Source organism: Winogradskyella sp. MIT101101, from assembly GCF_047126865.1.
In the GTDB taxonomy this organism is placed as follows: Bacteria; Bacteroidota; Bacteroidia; order Flavobacteriales; family Flavobacteriaceae; genus Winogradskyella; species Winogradskyella ouciana.
Window position 1 is genome coordinate 2135942 of the sequence record NZ_CP138982.1, and the last position, 16626, is coordinate 2152567.

General features: G+C 33.3%; 16 protein-coding genes. 11 read left to right on the plus strand and 5 right to left on the minus strand.

Going from position 1 to position 16626, the window contains the following annotated elements; translation table 11 throughout:
• The first annotated feature begins 134 nt into the window (after positions 1–134).
• From SIB89_RS09620 to SIB89_RS09640, 5 genes are all read left to right on the plus strand, one after another.
• A complete protein-coding gene (locus SIB89_RS09620; RefSeq protein WP_412559617.1) occupies positions 135–1229 on the plus strand; it encodes an O-antigen ligase family protein in 1095 nt (364 codons plus the stop codon).
• Positions 1223–2314: a glycosyltransferase family 4 protein gene (locus SIB89_RS09625; RefSeq protein WP_412559618.1), complete on the plus strand. Its 1092-nt coding sequence runs from the start codon at positions 1223–1225 to the stop codon at positions 2312–2314. The genes SIB89_RS09620 and SIB89_RS09625 overlap by 7 nt, the downstream gene beginning before the upstream one ends.
• Before the next feature lie 12 nt (positions 2315–2326).
• On the plus strand, positions 2327–2866 hold the full coding sequence (locus SIB89_RS09630; protein WP_412559619.1) for a putative colanic acid biosynthesis acetyltransferase: 540 nt from the start codon (positions 2327–2329) through the stop codon (positions 2864–2866).
• A gap of 3 nt (positions 2867–2869) precedes the next feature.
• Positions 2870–4087: a WcaI family glycosyltransferase gene (locus tag SIB89_RS09635; RefSeq protein WP_412559620.1), complete on the plus strand. Its 1218-nt coding sequence runs from the start codon at positions 2870–2872 to the stop codon at positions 4085–4087.
• Positions 4088–4277: 190 nt separating this feature from the next.
• A complete protein-coding gene (locus SIB89_RS09640; RefSeq protein WP_412559621.1) occupies positions 4278–5633 on the plus strand; it encodes an undecaprenyl-phosphate glucose phosphotransferase in 1356 nt (451 codons plus the stop codon).
• Here SIB89_RS09640 and SIB89_RS09645 read toward each other — a convergent pair.
• Both SIB89_RS09645 and SIB89_RS09650 read right to left on the minus strand, forming a co-directional pair.
• Positions 5630–6790: a glycosyltransferase family 4 protein gene (locus tag SIB89_RS09645; protein ID WP_412559622.1), complete on the minus strand. Its 1161-nt coding sequence runs from the start codon at positions 6788–6790 to the stop codon at positions 5630–5632. The two genes, SIB89_RS09640 and SIB89_RS09645, sit on opposite strands and share 4 nt — an antisense overlap.
• A gap of 3 nt (positions 6791–6793) precedes the next feature.
• Positions 6794–8104 carry a phenylacetate--CoA ligase family protein gene (locus SIB89_RS09650; protein ID WP_412561899.1) on the minus strand — a complete coding sequence of 437 codons (1311 nt, stop codon included), beginning with the start codon at positions 8102–8104 and terminating at the stop codon, positions 6794–6796.
• Positions 8105–8188: 84 nt separating this feature from the next.
• Here SIB89_RS09650 and purD point away from each other — a divergent pair, with 84 nt between their 5' ends.
• Positions 8189–9460, plus strand: a complete 1272-nt coding sequence (purD, locus tag SIB89_RS09655; RefSeq protein WP_412559623.1) for a phosphoribosylamine--glycine ligase — start codon at positions 8189–8191, stop codon at positions 9458–9460.
• 4 nt (positions 9461–9464) lie between these two features.
• On the opposite strand, the gene SIB89_RS09660 is transcribed toward purD, so the two are convergent.
• Positions 9465–9692 carry a DUF6341 family protein gene (locus SIB89_RS09660; protein WP_155089234.1) on the minus strand — a complete coding sequence of 76 codons (228 nt, stop codon included), beginning with the start codon at positions 9690–9692 and terminating at the stop codon, positions 9465–9467.
• 40 nt (positions 9693–9732) lie between these two features.
• On the opposite strand from SIB89_RS09660, the gene SIB89_RS09665 reads away from it, so the two are divergent.
• A complete protein-coding gene (locus SIB89_RS09665; protein ID WP_155089235.1) occupies positions 9733–10650 on the plus strand; it encodes a DUF6427 family protein in 918 nt (305 codons plus the stop codon).
• Here the strand turns inward: SIB89_RS09665 and upp are convergent.
• Positions 10639–11298: a uracil phosphoribosyltransferase gene (gene upp, locus SIB89_RS09670; protein WP_412559624.1), complete on the minus strand. Its 660-nt coding sequence runs from the start codon at positions 11296–11298 to the stop codon at positions 10639–10641. The two genes, SIB89_RS09665 and upp, sit on opposite strands and share 12 nt — an antisense overlap.
• 69 nt (positions 11299–11367) lie before the next feature.
• Here upp and SIB89_RS09675 point away from each other — a divergent pair, with 69 nt between their 5' ends.
• Both SIB89_RS09675 and SIB89_RS09680 read left to right on the plus strand, forming a co-directional pair.
• Positions 11368–11976, plus strand: a complete 609-nt coding sequence (locus tag SIB89_RS09675; RefSeq protein ID WP_412559625.1) for a DUF4254 domain-containing protein — start codon at positions 11368–11370, stop codon at positions 11974–11976.
• A gap of 51 nt (positions 11977–12027) precedes the next feature.
• Positions 12028–13059, plus strand: a complete 1032-nt coding sequence (locus SIB89_RS09680; RefSeq protein ID WP_412559626.1) for a glycosyltransferase family 9 protein — start codon at positions 12028–12030, stop codon at positions 13057–13059.
• Between the two features lie 61 nt (positions 13060–13120).
• On the opposite strand, the gene SIB89_RS09685 is transcribed toward SIB89_RS09680, so the two are convergent.
• Positions 13121–14179, minus strand: coding sequence for a 2Fe-2S iron-sulfur cluster-binding protein (locus tag SIB89_RS09685; RefSeq protein WP_412559627.1), 1059 nt, complete (start codon positions 14177–14179; stop codon positions 13121–13123).
• A gap of 102 nt (positions 14180–14281) precedes the next feature.
• Between SIB89_RS09685 and SIB89_RS09690 the strand changes: the two genes are divergently transcribed.
• Both SIB89_RS09690 and SIB89_RS09695 read left to right on the plus strand, forming a co-directional pair.
• On the plus strand, positions 14282–15751 hold the full coding sequence (locus tag SIB89_RS09690) for a DUF5687 family protein (protein WP_412559628.1): 1470 nt from the start codon (positions 14282–14284) through the stop codon (positions 15749–15751).
• Between the two features lie 4 nt (positions 15752–15755).
• Complete coding sequence (locus SIB89_RS09695) at positions 15756–16475, plus strand: ABC transporter ATP-binding protein (protein WP_412559629.1); 720 nt, start codon at positions 15756–15758, stop codon at positions 16473–16475.
• Positions 16476–16626: the final 151 nt, after the last annotated feature.

Consider the following 16626-nt stretch of genomic DNA (forward strand, 5'->3'; position numbering starts at 1 on the left):
AAAAAGGTATATATTATCTAGTAATTCTTTTAGTATTTGCTATATATATATTTTCCATATCACTTCTATTGCCTGAAAACTTTAGAAATATACCTACCATAGTATTTAGCCCAATTGTATTACTTCTACTATTTATGAAAAATGAAGTCGAAGTAAACAATAGACCAACCGTTAACAAATTGCTGTTAATTAATAGTTCTTTCTTTATAATGTGTGCTATAAGTGTTATCTATTCAAGCAATTACAGTTATGGAATTGATTTAACACTAAGGCTTCTTCCTACATTGGTTGTTCCCTTATGTTTTTATTTGGTGGTTCACAAGACCAAAGTATCACTTAAAAACTTTGAAAAACATATTATGCTATTATTCTATATATCAACAATTATTTTTTTTGTAGGAATTTTAATTTATAATTTTTTTGATGGTCGATTTAATAAAAACTACTTTATCCATATATCTGAGAGAATAAATTCTAAATACTGGAAATATTCCATACATCCAATTTATGCATCATTGTTCATCTGTATTTCTCTAATTTTTTCAATTCGAATTAATAAATATATTAATACAAAGGGGTTGAAAAACTTATTTTATATTTCCAACTTGTTTTTACTATTAATGCTATTTATGATGATGAGAAAAGGGGCAATAATATTAATGCTTATAATTTTATTGGCTTATTTCATAAGAAAAGGCAACATAAAAAAGATATTTTTGTTTATAGCTCTTGTTTCTATATTGTTTATAATTTCAATGACAATTGCTCCAGTTAGAAATAGGTTTTTAGAATTATTTACTTTTTTTATTGATGGCACAAATACTGCAGGCTCTACCTCAATTAGATTAAAAATATATGAATGTTCGTTGAAGTCAGTTATGGAAAACCCTGTTCTAGGCTATGGAATAGGTGATGTGTTAAATGTTTTAACCGAATGCTATAGTGATTTTCCTAATATTTTTAAAGGCACCAAATACAACACGCACAATCAATATTTTGGTGCGTTGATGAGCTCAGGGATATTAGGGCTTGTGTCACTACTAACTATATTGGCATACAACTTTAAACTTGCTTATAAATCCAAAAACATAATATACCTTTTTATAGTTATATTATTTTTTGGAAATATGATATTTGAAAATATCTTAGATAGACAAAACGGTATAATACTTTTCTCATTTTTTATTAATTACTTTGCATTTAGTAGTATACAAAAATCTAAATGTTAAAAGTTTTACTAATAGGTCCATTACCAGAACCTACCACAGGAGTTTCATTAGCCAATAAAGTTGTTTTTGAAAGTTTTAAAAAAACTGAAGGCTATCAAATCGATTTTATAAACACCTCCCTAGATAGGTTTGATGAAAGTTTGGGCGCACTCTCTCTTTATAAAATTTGGTTTTACCTAAAGTTAAATTTTTTTGCGTATAAAATTTTTACTTCTAAAATTATATACTTAACACCTGGCCAAACTTTTTTTGGCGTAGTTAAATATTCTTTATTTATACACCTAAGCAAATTATTAAGAAAAGAGATAATAATTCATGTTCACGGTAATCATTTAGGAGAAGAATATAAAACGCTTAGTGGAATTAAAAAAAAGATATTCAAAAACCTTCTTAAACACACATCTAAAGGAGTTGTTCTATCAGAATCATTAAAAGGAAATATGTCTCCATTTATTGAACAGAAAAAAATACACGTTTTGTATAATTTTGTTGAAGATCACCTCTATAATATCGAAGAAAATACTGTAAATGAAAAATTAAAATTATTAAAACCAAAAATAATTTTTTTAAGTAATTTAATGCAGGAGAAAGGTGTTTTTGAGTTGCTAGATAGTTTAAAGATTCTTGAAAAATCAAATTTTGACTATGAGGCAAAAGTAGCCGGTAACATAGATAAAGACAGCGCTCAAAGAATTAATTCGTATTTCAAAGAACTTAAAAACACAGCTTATATAGGTGTTGTCTCGGGTGACGAAAAAAGAAACTTATTATCTTGGGGCAATGTGTTTATCTTACCCACGTATTATAAAATGGAAGGACAGCCTATTTCTATACTCGAAGCAATGGCGACAGGAAATATTATTATAACTACCAATCACGCGGGAATACCAGATATTTTTTCAAATAAGAAAAACGGCTTTTTTGTAAGGAAAAATGATTCTCAACATATCGTTGATGTCTTAATGCATATTGTAGAAAACAAAGAAACTTCCCAAAAAATTATATTAGAAAACATTAATGAAGCGAAAGAAAAGTATCGTGTATCACATTTTATTGAAAGTATAAAAGCTATTTTTGAGGCATAAACACAAAATCAGTTGCAAAACTTAAAAACATATAAAACCCCAAAAGACTTTAGAGGCAAGTCTAAATGGTCTGTGCAGTTATGGTGGTTTATACAAGCAACCTTTTTTAAGCTTTCACCACAACTATTTTATGGATGGAGACGTTTTCTTTTGCGAAGTTTTGGTGCAAAAATCGGAAAAAATGTAATCGTTAGGCCATCAGCACAAATCACATACCCTTGGAAAATCTCTATCGGAGATTACAGCTGGATTGGAGACGGCGTGGTACTGTATTCTTTAGGAGAAATAGAGATAGGTTCAAATACCGTAATATCTCAAAGGAGTTATATATGTACAGGTTCCCATGACTACAATTCTGAAAGTTTCGATATATACTCTAAAAAAATAACCATTGGTGACAAGTGCTGGTTAGCAACTGATGTATATGTTGCACCTTCCGTATCAATAGGTGATTTTACAATAGTTGGGGCTCGGAGTAGTGTTTTTTCTAACTTACCACCTAACAAGGTATGTGTTGGCAGCCCAGCAAAACCTATTAAAGATAGAATTTAATTTGTGAAAATAAAAAACGTAACATTTATAAGTCTCAACTACGCTCCAGAAGATACTGCAATTGGTCTATATTCTACTCAGTGGGTAGAATTTTTAAAAGAAGCAGGCTTCAATGTTACTGTTGTTACGGCTTTTCCTTATTATCCTAAATGGGAGATTTCAAAAACATATAAAAACAAAAGGACTTTCTTAAGAGAAGAAAGGAATGGTATATCCATATTGAGGTATAAACAATATGTGCCAAAGAATCCAAGTTTCTTAAAGAGGGTTATTCATCTTTCTGATTTCACAGTTGGGTCATTTATAAACTTGTTTAAAATTAAAGAGTGCGATTTAGTTATATCGGTTGTTCCCTTTACAACATCAGCATTACTTGGCTATATCCAAAAGAAGAGATTTAAAGTGAAATTTTGGATGCATATTCAAGATTTTGAATTTGATGCGGCATTGCAGACGGGAGTGGGAAAAAATAAAAATATAGTTTTTTCATTTCTATTTAGGCTAGAGAAATGGCTATTTTCTAAACCAGACCTGGGAAGTACCATAAGCAATACCATGTTAAAAAGATTTTCTGAAAAGAGCAATTCAGAACAATACTACATGCCTAACTGGATTGACGATAAGAAAATTGACCCCAATAAATCTAAGATACATCCTTATTTAACATCTGATAAGGTAAAAATCTTATATTCTGGTAATATAGGAGATAAGCAAGATTGGGAAGTGTTTGTTGAATTTTGTAATGATATCGACCCACACAAGTACGAAATTATTGTTGTGGGAGACGGTTCAAAAAAAGATTGGGTAAAAAAGGAAACAAAACAATTTAATAATGTGAAACATTACTCTCCGGTACCATTTGAAGAACTCTCAGATCTTTTGTGTAGTGCAGATATACATATTCTTTTTCAAAAGCCCGAAGTTTTAGATACCGTTATGCCATCAAAAGTATTGGGAATGATGGCAAGTGCCAAACCTTCGATAATTATAGGAAATGAAGCCTCTGAAGTAAAATCTATCTTTGAAGCCTCTGGCGCAGGCTTGTACTTTTTCCAGTATTCAAAAGATATTATAAAGAGCATTGATGAGTTAATTTCTGACAAAAAGAACTTAATACTTAATGGGAACAATGGCAGAAAATATGTTGTTGAAAATTTCTCTAAAGATAAAATTCTTTCAAAAATGCTTAAGAAACTTAGAAACTTAGAGGGTGAAATATGAAACAAAAAAAAGTGCGTATTCAATACCTGAACCATCCTTTTCTTTTTTGATGAAATTACCTCTTGCTAAACTCCAGATTAGTTTTGTGTATATTAGGTTTTTGTACTAACTTTAAAGTAGTAAAATTCATTCACTTTAAAACCAATAAGCTCAGGAAAAAAATTACTTTTGTCATCTATTTTCAAGAAATTTGAGTTTATTTAAACACGGAAGATATTCAGGATATTTAAGACCCATATCTTACTTAATCGATTTAAGTATTATAAATGGGGTAGCAATTCTGTATTTGCTAGAAGGCAAAGACCCTTTAATTTTCTCAATATTTATATCTGTCGGTTGGGTTTTATTGGCCATTTATTCAAAATTTTATGAAGTCTATAGATATACAAGACCCGTTAATATCTTGGCCCTTGTAGTAAAACAATTTATCTTGTTTTTGCTTTTAGTGTTTGCATTTTCGGGGCTGTACCACGAATTAAACATTTACCCAAGGCCAATTGTAAAATATACGCTTCTTTGTTCTTTGTTAATTACTGTTTCTAAGTTTACAATTTATTATCTATTACAGAAGTATAGAGTCTCGTTTGGCGGAAACTACAGGTCAACAGTTATTTTAGGTGCAAACAAAAAGACACTTGCTCTAGAAAGTTTTTTCAATAAAAATCCAGAATATGGGTATCTGCACCAAAAGACATTTAACTTTAAGAATAAAGAGCACACATTGAGCGATTGCTTTGATTATGTGCTAAATGAACGAATAGACGAAATTTATTGCTCCATTTCTGAACTTACAAACTCTCAGATAGCTGAAATTGTAGATTTTGCAGATAATAATCTAAAGATTTTAAAATTTATACCAGATAGCAAAGAGATATATTCAAAACGACTTAGGTACGAATATTATGATTACATACCCGTTTTAACATTAAGAACCATACCACTAGAAGATTCGGCAAACATGGTCATAAAACGAGGTTTTGATATTTTATTTTCAAGTATTGTAATTGTTTTCGTTTTATCATGGTTAACCCCTTTAATTGCAATTCTTATTAAATTAGAATCCAAAGGACCAGTGTTTTTTAAGCAATCTAGAAATGGTTTTAATTATAAAGAGTTTGATTGTTACAAATTTAGGTCTATGACACCAAATAAAGACGCGAATTTATATCAAGCCACAAGAGGAGATCAACGAGTAACAAAAGTTGGTAAATTCATAAGAAAAACGAGCATAGATGAGCTTCCTCAGTTCTTTAATGTCCTTTTTGGAGACATGTCTGTGGTTGGTCCTAGGCCGCACATGGTGAGCCATACCAATATGTACGCCAAGAAGATTGACAAATTTATGGTGAGACACTTTGTTAAACCTGGCATTACAGGCTTAGCCCAAATTAGTGGGTTTAGAGGCGAAGTTGAAACGGATAAGGATATTATTGGCCGCGTAAAATATGATATCTTTTATATTGAAAACTGGTCTTTACTACTCGATATAAAGATTATAGTACAGACTTTCATTAATGCTATAAAGGGAGAGGATAAAGCTTATTAAATTTTGCCTTTTAAGCCATTTAATTGAGCGTTTAAATCAAAGCTTGTACATGCTGTAGCTTGTATTGCTTTTTTTCTTTCAATAGTTATATCTGACTTTTTTATGGAGTTGATTATTGAATTCAATTCAGTATAGTTTCCAGCTTCAGCTATCCAGCCTAATTTGTGTTTACTGATTACAGACTCGCCTTCACCTCCACCAAAATATAGCATTGGGAGTCCTAATTTTGCATATTCAAAAATTTTAGACGGAACCGATCCATATATTCTATTGAGCAGTGGAATAATAGCAACATCATATTTTTTTAATTCTTGGTGTAAAACACTTCTGTCTACTCGACCATAAAAGAAAATGGGCAATTCTTTATTGGTTTCAATATAAGATTTTACATCTTCCTCTTCTGCGCCAGAACCATAGATATGAAGTTCAATATTATCATAGTCTAAATTTTCAAATAGTTTTAAAATTCCCTGAGCCACACCCAAAAGCCCAGCATAAACTATCTTAATTTTTTTGGTGTCCGAATGGTTTTCTGATATGTTGTTTACCGGAATATTAGGATAATTACGATAAAGAAACAGCTCAGGTTTTTTGGTAATTTGTTCAATATGCGACAGTATTTCATTACTCTGCCCCAAGATTAAATCAGCATTTTTATAGTTAAATCGCTCTAGCTTTTTTAAAACACTATAACTAAAGTTGTTTTTTAAAGCACCTAACTCAAGCCCAGCACTTGGCCATAAATCACTAACATTTAAGATTAACTTTCGTTTTTTAGACCTCAAAAAAAACATACAGGTAAAAGCAACAAGCAATGGAGGAGATTGAACAATAACCTTCTTAGGTATTTTGTTGCAAGTAAAAAACCATATTATGCTTATACTGTAGGATAGCATAGCAAATAAACGTACAAACTTGTTTTTAGATTTGCTTGCGTACAGCCAAATCCTATTTACCTCAATGCCGTTTTCTAAAGTCTTAGATTTGTATTTGCCTTTGTATTCAGAAAAAATCTTACCTGTTGGGTAATTTGGCAACGGTGTCACTACACGAACCTTATAGCTGGACCTTAAACCCTCAGCCAAATGATATATACGATTAGATGCAGCTCCTATCTCAGGAGGAAAATAACTCGTAATAATCATTAGTTCTTCCATAACCTAGTCAACGTAAGATGTGAACTGCTTTAACTTTCCGGATTTAGAACGGTCTAATTTATCAACGCGTTCAAAAGTAATAGAAATTCCTGGTTCTAAATACTGTTCCATAGCTTTGGTGATGATCTTTATTTTATCTGAAGACAACACTTCACGACTCACATATTTAATCTTAAAAGTGTCTATTGCTGATTGCTCAATAATAAACTCAGAGACATTGCCATCATCTTCAATGACGCTTTTGGTAATATAATAAAATGTTAGACCAGCCGCTTGTTTTCCGCTAGGCAAAACAGCAATATCATTGGTTCTGCCTACAAGCTTTTTCAAAATGGGTTTTCTCAATGTGCTTTTGTCACTTAAAATGCCAATATCACCAATATCATAGCGAATAAAGGGATGTGCTTTGTTATATAAAGAAGTGATGACTATTCTACCTTCTTCTCCATAGGGAAGCACATTATCATTATCATCTAGAATTTCCAAAAATAAAGTTTCACTATTTACTTGCCATTCGTTTTGTGTATTCTGAAAAGCTATTAAATCCAGTTCAGAAGCACCATATTCATTAACAATCGGCACACCAAATTGTTTTTCCATAAGTGCCTTATCATCATCAAATAACATTTCAGACGTTACAATACAAACCTTTAAACTTGGGCACAAATCTTTTAATATATTGTCTTTACGCTTTAGGAATTTAGCAAATTGGACAATTGGACTCGTATAACCATTGATAAAATCAAATTTTGAAGTCTTAAATTTTACAAGAGCCTTTTCAAAAGCATTATCACTCAGGTCAAAAACCGAAAACCGATATCGGTTACTAAACCAATCTTTTAAGCGCTCTTTATAATATCCCTTCTTGTCTAATGGTATGCCGTAGAAGCGCGCTTGTTTTGAGGTATTAAAATCAATACCGTACCAAGAAAATCTATCAGTAATTGCTGCCCAGGTCATAGCATGGCACCATTTATCTTTAGCAAAAATAAAAGGGTCACCTGAACTGCCCGAAGTTTTATTTACGTAAATATTCTTTAACTCATAACCATTACTCAAGCGCTTGTCTAGTGGCTGCTGTAGGTGACGTTTGGTCATAACAGGAACAGAGCTCCAATCATTGACATCTACTTGACTTGCAAAAGATCTATAAAACGAATTGTTCTTCAAGTGGAATGAAATGATGTCCTTTTTCTGCTTTTCAACATAAGCTTTAAAGTCCGAATCATTTTTAGCCTGAACTTTAGACAAAGCCAACCTCGCCTTGTTGATGTCAAAGCCATTAATTTTAAGTGAAAAATCAAATAGTCGCAAGATGTTTAAAGCCAAAAAGGTTTCCGTAAATTAATTGTTTTTTCATCTTAAAACCAATTATTTTTGCCCAAAGAAAATTTAGGCATGAATATTTTAGTACTTGGCTCTGGTGGTAGAGAACATACGTTTGCATGGAAAATTGCTCAAAGCGAACATTGTAACAAACTTTTTGTAGCTCCAGGAAACTCTGGTACTGCAATTATTGCTACTAATTTAAATATTTCCGTAACTGATTTTGAAGCGATTAAAAAAGCAGTTATCGAAAATGAGATTGAGTTGGTGGTCGTTGGACCAGAAGATCCTTTGGTGCAAGGCATTCATGATTTCTTTTTACAAGACGAGGATTTAAAGCATGTTGCAGTTATAGGTCCTCAAAAAGCATCTGCAGAGCTTGAGGGCAGTAAAGAATTTGCCAAAGAGTTTATGATGCGTCATAATATCCCAACGGCAGCCTATCAAAGCTTTACAAAAGACAATGTTGTAGAAGGGTACAAGTTTTTGGAAACCCTAAACCCACCTTACGTTTTAAAAGCGGATGGTTTGGCGGCTGGTAAGGGTGTTTTAATTATTAATGATTTATCTGAGGCTAAAGCTGAATTAAAAAACATGCTTGTTGATGCCAAATTTGGAGATGCTAGTACCAAGGTGGTTATTGAAGAATTTTTGGATGGTATAGAATTGAGTTGTTTTGTGCTTACCGATGGGAAAGACTATAAAATCCTACCCACAGCAAAAGATTACAAGCGCATCGGAGAAGGTGATACAGGATTGAATACTGGAGGAATGGGAGCCGTTTCGCCAGTACCTTTTGCAACAGATCAATTCTTAAGTAAAATTGAAAATCAAATTGTTAGGCCTACGGTTGAAGGTTTAAGAAAAGACAACTTGCCTTATGTGGGCTTTATTTTTATAGGATTGATTAAAGTTGGTGACGACCCAAAAGTAATTGAGTACAATGTTAGAATGGGTGATCCTGAAACCGAAGTAGTTTTACCACGATTAAAAACGGATTTGGTTGAAATTTTCCAAGCTATGGCCAATCAAACGTTGTCAGATGTAACTATAGAAATTGATGAACGAGCAGCGACAACGGTTATGTTGGTCTCAGGCGGTTATCCAGAAGCTTATGAAAAAGGGAAAGAAATTTCTGGAATAGATAAAATTGAAGATTCTCTGGTGTTTCATGCCGGAGCAAAATATCAAAAGGATAAGGTAGTAACTTCAGGAGGACGTGTTATGGCGATTACATCATATGGCAACACTTACCAAGAAGCCATAAAAAAATCTTACCAAAGTATAGAAAATCTACATTTTGATAAGATGTATTATCGTAAGGATATAGGTTTCGACCTTTAAAGACCTACAAATATGAGTGAGCTGTTACGCTCTTATCTTCTTCGTTATTGTCGTTGTATTTTTTCAATTGAAGCATCCAATAGATAAAAGCAACCATGCCAACGATAGTGAAAAGCCAAGACATAAAATTAGCAGTGAACCAGCTTTCTAGCTCTAACGCTCTTAAAGCATCAAACGGCGCAAATAGTACATCAACAAATAAATCTTGTATTGCGTAAAAGAAATCCTTCATAACTTTATAAATTTACAGAGCAAAAATACAAAAAGAGTTAATGATTACAAGCATTTTTAGTAAATCTAAACCTATAAACTATATAATAGTTACAGTTTTTGTTGCGCTACTTTTTGTAATTACAAATATCAACACCTTATTTGGTGATTTAGACAGCACCTTAAAGGCACTAGTTAAATTGATAGTTGCTTTGTTTTTGGTGTTTCTCATCGATTTTATAATTTCAAAAAACAACCTCACAAAAAAAAACAGTTATGCTTTAATGACATTTGGTTTGCTGTTCGCAATGTTCCCAGAAGCACTTCGTTATTCCGATATTCTATTTGCTAATTTATTCGTCCTTTTTGCTTTAAGACGCATTATAAGCTTGCACACCAACCTTCACATTAAGAAAAAATTATTCGATGCTGGTTTTTGGCTAATGTTGGCTACTCTTTTTTATTTTTGGGCAATTCTGTTTTTTGCATTAGTCATAGTTGCATTGATTTATCATTCGCAAAACGACGTTAAAAACACCATTATTCCTTTTGTTGGTGTGGCAACAGTTATTGTTTTACTATTGGTCTACAATATTATTGTTCACGATAATTTTATAAGACCAACAAACTTTCAACGATTTGCGAGTTTAGATTACACACCGTATAACAGTAAAGGGAGCGTACTGAAGTTTACAGTACTATTCGCAACTTTTGTATGGATACTTATCTATTTCTTTAGAATCCTTCCGGATAAGAACAAGAAATTGAGGCCGTCTTATTTTCTCATAGCGTGGTCTTCAATAATCGCTATATTGGTAGCAATTATAGCTCCTGTAAAAAATGGTAGCGAGTTTATATTTTTGTTTGCACCTTTCTCTATAATTATGGCCAATTATATTGAGGTGATCTCAGAACGATGGTTTAAAGAGGTTTTTGTAGTCTTGTTAATTATAACGCCAATACTTGCCTTATTCCTGTAATTTATTGCCGTAGGCTAAATCGCCAGCATCACCGAGACCAGGAACAATATAACCTTTGTCATTTAAAGTGTCGTCTACCGCTGCAATCCAGAGATGGGATTCAGCATCAAAAGCATTAGCAACATAATCAACACCTTTTTGAGCACCAATAACACTCACTAAGTGAACTTCTTTTGGGTTACCAAATGGTTTTAATGCTTCAAATGTCGCGACCATGGACTGGCCGGTTGCCAACATTGGGTCGGCTAGAATAAGTGTTTTGTTTTCCAAACTAGGGCATGCTAAATACTCCACCACAATTTCAAAACTCTCAGGATTATGCTTATGTTGTCTATAGGCCGAAATAAAAGCATTTTCAGCAGCATCAAAATAGTTTAACAATCCGTTGTGAAGTGGTACTCCTGCTCTTAAAATAGAGCACAGAACAATATCACTTTGATGTAAAACAGTGTTAGATGTACCTAACGGAGTTTCTGTCGTGTGTGCTTCATAGTTTAGGGACTTACTTAATTCATATCCCAAAACCTCTCCTATTCTCTCAATGTTTCTTCTAAACCGCATGCTGTCGTTTTGAATGGCCTTATCTCTTATTTCTGAAATAAATGTGTTTAGTATGGAAGATGTTTTTGAGAGGTCGTGAATGTGCATAGATTCGCTTTTAATTCAATCGCTAAGTTAATAATTCAAACTATATTTGCATATTCAAATTTATAAGACATGTTTTCGGAAAAAGCAAACTCCATATTTCAAGACGCTATAAAAACCTACAAAATTCTTAATACTGTTGATCAGCCGTTCACAAATAAATACAATAAAAATGAAGATCTCATCGCACATTTGCTGTACAGAAAATGCTGGATTGACACTGTTCAGTGGGCTTATGAGGACATCATTAGAGATCCAAACATCGATCCAGTTGCTGCATTAAAATTAAAGCGAAAGATTGATGCGTCTAACCAAGACAGAACGGATACGGTTGAGTTTATTGATAGTTATTTCTTGGACAAATACAAAGATGTGGACGTAAAGCCTAACGCTAAGATAAACTCTGAAAGTCCGGCTTGGGCTATAGATCGCTTATCGATTTTGGCGTTAAAAATCTATCACATGCACCTAGAAACAGTGAGAGAAGATGCATCTGATGCTCATAAAGCAGCTTGCCTAAATAAGCTCAATGTTTTGTTAGAGCAACGAAAGGATTTAAGCACAGCAATTGATGATTTGCTGAATGATATTTCGAACGGAGACAAATACATGAAAGTGTATAAGCAAATGAAGATGTACAATGATGATGAGCTTAACCCTGTCTTAAGAGGGCAAAAGTAGGACGTTGTCAGTCTGAGCGCAGTCGAAGACCTCAGAGCGCTAGAAGTTTTTATGCCACACCCTAAACACATACTCGTCATTAGGTTTTCTGCCATGGGAGACGTGGCTATGACAGTTCCTGTTTTAAGAGCTTTAACCGTAGAACATCCTGACTTAAAAATGACAGTGGTTACTAGAGCTTTCTTTAAGCCTTTCTTTTCGAATTTAAAAAATGTTGAGGTTTATGCTGCAGATTTAAAGGGAAAACACAAAGGCGTTCTTGGGCTTTATAAACTTTCTAAAGAATTAAAAGCGCTCAAATTTGATGCTGTTGCGGATCTGCACAATGTATTACGAAGTAAAATTTTAAAACTCTTTTTTACAGGAAAAAAAGTTGTGCAAATTGATAAATGTAGGGCAGAGAAGAAAGTTTTGACTTCGGGCAGAATATTTCAACAATTAAAAACCACACATAAACGCTATTCTGACGTGTTTGAAAAACTCGGTTATCAAATAGATTTATCCAGTCCTCAGTTTCCTGAAAAACCTGAATTAACTTCAAAACTAAAATCCTTTATTTCAAATTTTGAACAAAAAATTATTGGCATTGCACCTTTCGCTGCTCACCAAAGCAAGATGTATCCATTAGAAAAAATGGAAAAGGTCATTGCACAACTTTCAAAGGAGTATAATGTCATTTTATTTGGTGGAGGAAATAAGGAGGTGAAAATTTTAAACGATCTCGAAACGAAATATGACCATGTAAAGTCAGTAGCAGGGAAGCTGAGTTTAGAAGAAGAACTGGATTTGATTTCTAATTTAGATGTGATGTTGTCCATGGATTCAGGTAACGGACACTTGGCGGCAATGTTAGGTAAAAAAGTGATTACGATTTGGGGAGTGACACACCCATTTGCTGGTTTTGCACCTTTCAATCAACCAGAGGATTATGCTTTAGTGGCAAATAGAGAGCAATATCCTTTAATACCTACCTCAGTTTACGGTAATAAATATCCCGAAGGTTACGAGAATGCTGCGGGAAGTATTTCAGTTGATGAGGTTGTTTCGAAAATTAAAAAGACTTGTCAGGTTTCTAAAACCTGAAAGGTCTGATACCTAATACGTCATCAATCCCCTTACTTCTGGGAAGGGTTAGGGATGGGCTTTACACATCATCATAATCCACCACAACCTTAGCCGAAGTAGGATGCGCTTGGCAGGTCAACACCAATCCTTCTGCAACTTCACTATCTGTAAGAATATTATTCTGACGCATTTTTGCTTGCCCTTCCGTTAATCTGGCAATACAACTGCTGCAAATTCCACCTTGGCAAGAGTATGGAGCATCAATATCTTGTTTTAAGGTCGCTTCGAGAATAGAATCCTCTTGAGACATTTCAAATTCAAATTCTTCATCATCAACCAACACTTTTATTTTTGAGTTTCCGTTAGGAACTTCAACATCAGAATCGTTTTCACTTTCAACTGGAGCTGTAAACAATTCGAATAAAATATCTTTCTCCTTAATACCGTTTTCTAATAGTACGTCTTTGACCGTGTGAATCATTTCTTCAGGGCCACAGAGGTAGAATTTCTCAATAGAGACTCCTTTGTATTTATTCTTAACAATAAGGTTTACCGTGCTTTTTTCTATGCGACCGAATAATGCATTTTCCTCACGTGCTTGACTGTAAATAAAATGGGCATGGAAACGATTTCCGTAGGTTTTTTTTAGCTCGAGCAAATCTTTAATGAACATAGCGTCTGCTAAAGTCTTATTCCCATAAACCAATATAAAGTTGCTAAAAGGCTCTTCTTCTAAAAGTGTTTTAGCAATGCTCAAAACAGGTGTAATACCGCTACCAGCAGCAAAAGCCGCAATAGTTCTGGTTTTGGCTTCATTGGCCTCTAATATAAAGCGGCCGTTGGGTTCTGCCACGTCTATAATATCACCAGCTTTCAGTTTTTCGTTGGCGTAAATGGAAAAGGTTCCTCCTTCCACAGCTTTTACGGCTACGGTAACTTCTCCACTGTTTTGGGACGAGCAAATTGAGTAATCTCTCCGAACTTCCTCACTATCAATAGTTGTTTTTAAGGTTATATATTGTCCAGCTATAAAGCTGAAATTATCTTTAAGGTTTGCGGGAATATCAAAAGTAATAGCTACTGACTTATCCGTTACGTTTTCAATTGATTTTATAGTAAGACTATGAAATTGTGCCATTGCAATAAATTTATGCAAAAATAAGGAAGCAAGACGGAATGCTAAATTTGTTTGTAACAAATTAACGATTAAGCTTACTAATAGAAAAAACTAACCAACAGCATGATAAAACATTTCATTAATCTCGAATGGAAAGCCTTTACACGATCTGCATCGTTTAAAGTTAATCTGGCTCTTAAAATCTTAATGATTATCGGAGCATTTTTTATGATATTATATGCTTTGGGTTTAGGTATAGGAGCTTATTATATTATCGAAGAAATGGTTGATCCAGAACCATTAAAAATCATTAATAAATTTTTGATCTTCTATTTTATTTTCGACTTGGTGTTAAAGTATTTCCTCCAAAAAATGCCTATAGTAAACATTAAGCCCTTACTCTATTTACCACTAAAAAAGAACCAAGTTGTAAGTTTTGGGATTAACAAAACGATGGTTTCGTTTTTTAATATTTGGCATGCTTTCTTTTTTATTCCATTTTCCATTGTATTGCTTATAGAGGGTCATTCTTTATTAAATGTTGTAGGCTGGCACATTGCAATGCTCGCTCTTGTATACTGTAATAACTTTATAAATATTTTTGTAAACAGTAAGGACGGTATTTTTTTCACTGTAATTGGTATCATTGTTGCTCTGGTCGCTTTGTTATATTTTGATATTTTCGATGTAACGCAGTTCACAGCACCAATTTTTTCAGCATTTTATAATCAACCTTATTTGGCTATAATTCCAATTATTGTGGCTTTTGTGCTCTATAAAATGGCATTTAAATATTTTAGAGACAACTTTTATCTAGATGCAGGTTTAGCTAAGAAAGTAGATATTGCAGAAACGGATAATATGATATGGTTAGACCGTTTTGGTAGTGTGTCAACATTCTTAAAAAATGACATAAAACTCATAAAGCGCAACAAGCGTTCTAAGATGACCATTTTTATGAGTTTTCTTTTTATTTTCTATGGATTATTATTTACAGGAAGTATAGAGGTCTATGATGGTCCATTCTGGAAAATTTTTGCTGGTATTTTTGTTTCAGGTGGCTTCTTGTTTAGTTTTGGTCAATTCGTACCAAGCTGGGACAGTGCTTATTACCCACTTTTAATGAGTCAGAATATTCGTTATAAGGAGTACCTAGAATCTAAATGGTATCTTATGGTTATTGCCACTATTTTCACAACCATAATTGCTTCCTTTTATCTTTATTTTGGTTGGCAAGCCTATGCAGCTGTTGTTGTAGGTGCTATTTATAATATTGGTGTGAATTCGCACATGGTGCTTTGGGGAGGAGCATATATAAAAACACCAATAGACTTAACCTCTGCAAAAAAAGCGTTTGGAGACAAAAAATCGTTTAACGTAAAAACATTACTATTAACCATTCCAAAACTCTTATTGCCGATGGTTATATATGCTATAGGTCATTTTGGCTACAGTGAAGTCTTGGGCTTTGCATTAGTAGCAGTTACAGGCTTAGCAGGATTATTATTTAAAAATAAGGTATTCGGTATTATAGAGAAGATTTATAAGTCTGAAAAGTATAAAACTCTAGTCGCTTACAAACAAAACAATTAAAATTATGATTATAACATCCAACTTATCAAAAACATATAACGGCAATACGGTTTTAAAAATTGATAGTTTAAACATTCCGAAAGGACAGAGTTTTGGACTTGTAGGCAACAATGGTGCTGGTAAAACTACATATTTCAGTTTGTTGTTAGATTTAATTCAGCCAACGACAGGACATATAAAAAACAATAATGTTTTGGTTAATGAAAGTGAAGACTGGAAACCGTTTACTTCAGCCTTTATTGACGAAACATTTTTGATTGGTTACCTAACACCAGAAGAATATTTTTACTTCATAGGTGAACTTAGAGGACAGAACAAAGCAGATGTCGACGCATTGTTAGCTCAATTTGAAGATTTTTTTCATGGAGAAATTCTTAAACAAAAAAAATACCTGAGAGATTTAAGTAAAGGAAACCAAAAGAAAGTAGGTATTGTTGCTGCACTTATTGGTGATCCTGAAGTGATTATCTTAGACGAGCCCTTTGCTAACCTAGACCCAACTACACAAATCCGACTAAAACAAATCATTAAAGATCTAGCCAAAAAGAAAGGAGTAACCGTACTTGTATCCAGTCACGATTTAATGCACGTTACGGATGTTTGCGAGCGTATTGTGGTGTTAGAAAAAGGAGATATCATTAAGGATTTAGAGACCAATCCTGCAACGTTAAAAGAGCTCGAAGCACATTTTGCGGGCAGTATGGTTTCTCAGGAAGAGGAGTAAAAAAAATCAACCAATCATTTTTTAAGCTTGTGATTATACAAACGATTTAATCACAAGCTTTTTTATTGAGAAAAACCTTGTAATTCCTCGAAAAACAGTTTAATAGCGTCAAAAATTCAAAAAGATGCTTATTTTTACCACTTAGCACACT

Coding starts and splice junctions, on each gene's coding strand:
- SIB89_RS09620 (WP_412559617.1), top strand. CDS start 135: ATGAAAAATGAAGTCGAAGTAAACAATAGACCAACCGTTAACAAATTG.
- SIB89_RS09665 (WP_155089235.1), top strand. CDS start 9,733: ATGATTACAAGCATTTTTAGTAAATCTAAACCTATAAACTATATAATA.
- upp (WP_412559624.1), bottom strand. CDS start 11,298: ATGCACATTCACGACCTCTCAAAAACATCTTCCATACTAAACACATTT.
- SIB89_RS09695 (WP_412559629.1), top strand. CDS start 15,756: ATGATTATAACATCCAACTTATCAAAAACATATAACGGCAATACGGTT.
- purD (WP_412559623.1), top strand. CDS start 8,189: ATGAATATTTTAGTACTTGGCTCTGGTGGTAGAGAACATACGTTTGCA.
- SIB89_RS09660 (WP_155089234.1), bottom strand. CDS start 9,692: ATGAAGGATTTCTTTTACGCAATACAAGATTTATTTGTTGATGTACTA.
- SIB89_RS09675 (WP_412559625.1), top strand. CDS start 11,368: ATGTTTTCGGAAAAAGCAAACTCCATATTTCAAGACGCTATAAAAACC.
- SIB89_RS09685 (WP_412559627.1), bottom strand. CDS start 14,179: ATGGCACAATTTCATAGTCTTACTATAAAATCAATTGAAAACGTAACG.
- SIB89_RS09680 (WP_412559626.1), top strand. CDS start 12,028: ATGCCACACCCTAAACACATACTCGTCATTAGGTTTTCTGCCATGGGA.
- SIB89_RS09690 (WP_412559628.1), top strand. CDS start 14,282: ATGATAAAACATTTCATTAATCTCGAATGGAAAGCCTTTACACGATCT.
- SIB89_RS09645 (WP_412559622.1), bottom strand. CDS start 6,790: ATGGAAGAACTAATGATTATTACGAGTTATTTTCCTCCTGAGATAGGA.
- SIB89_RS09625 (WP_412559618.1), top strand. CDS start 1,223: ATGTTAAAAGTTTTACTAATAGGTCCATTACCAGAACCTACCACAGGA.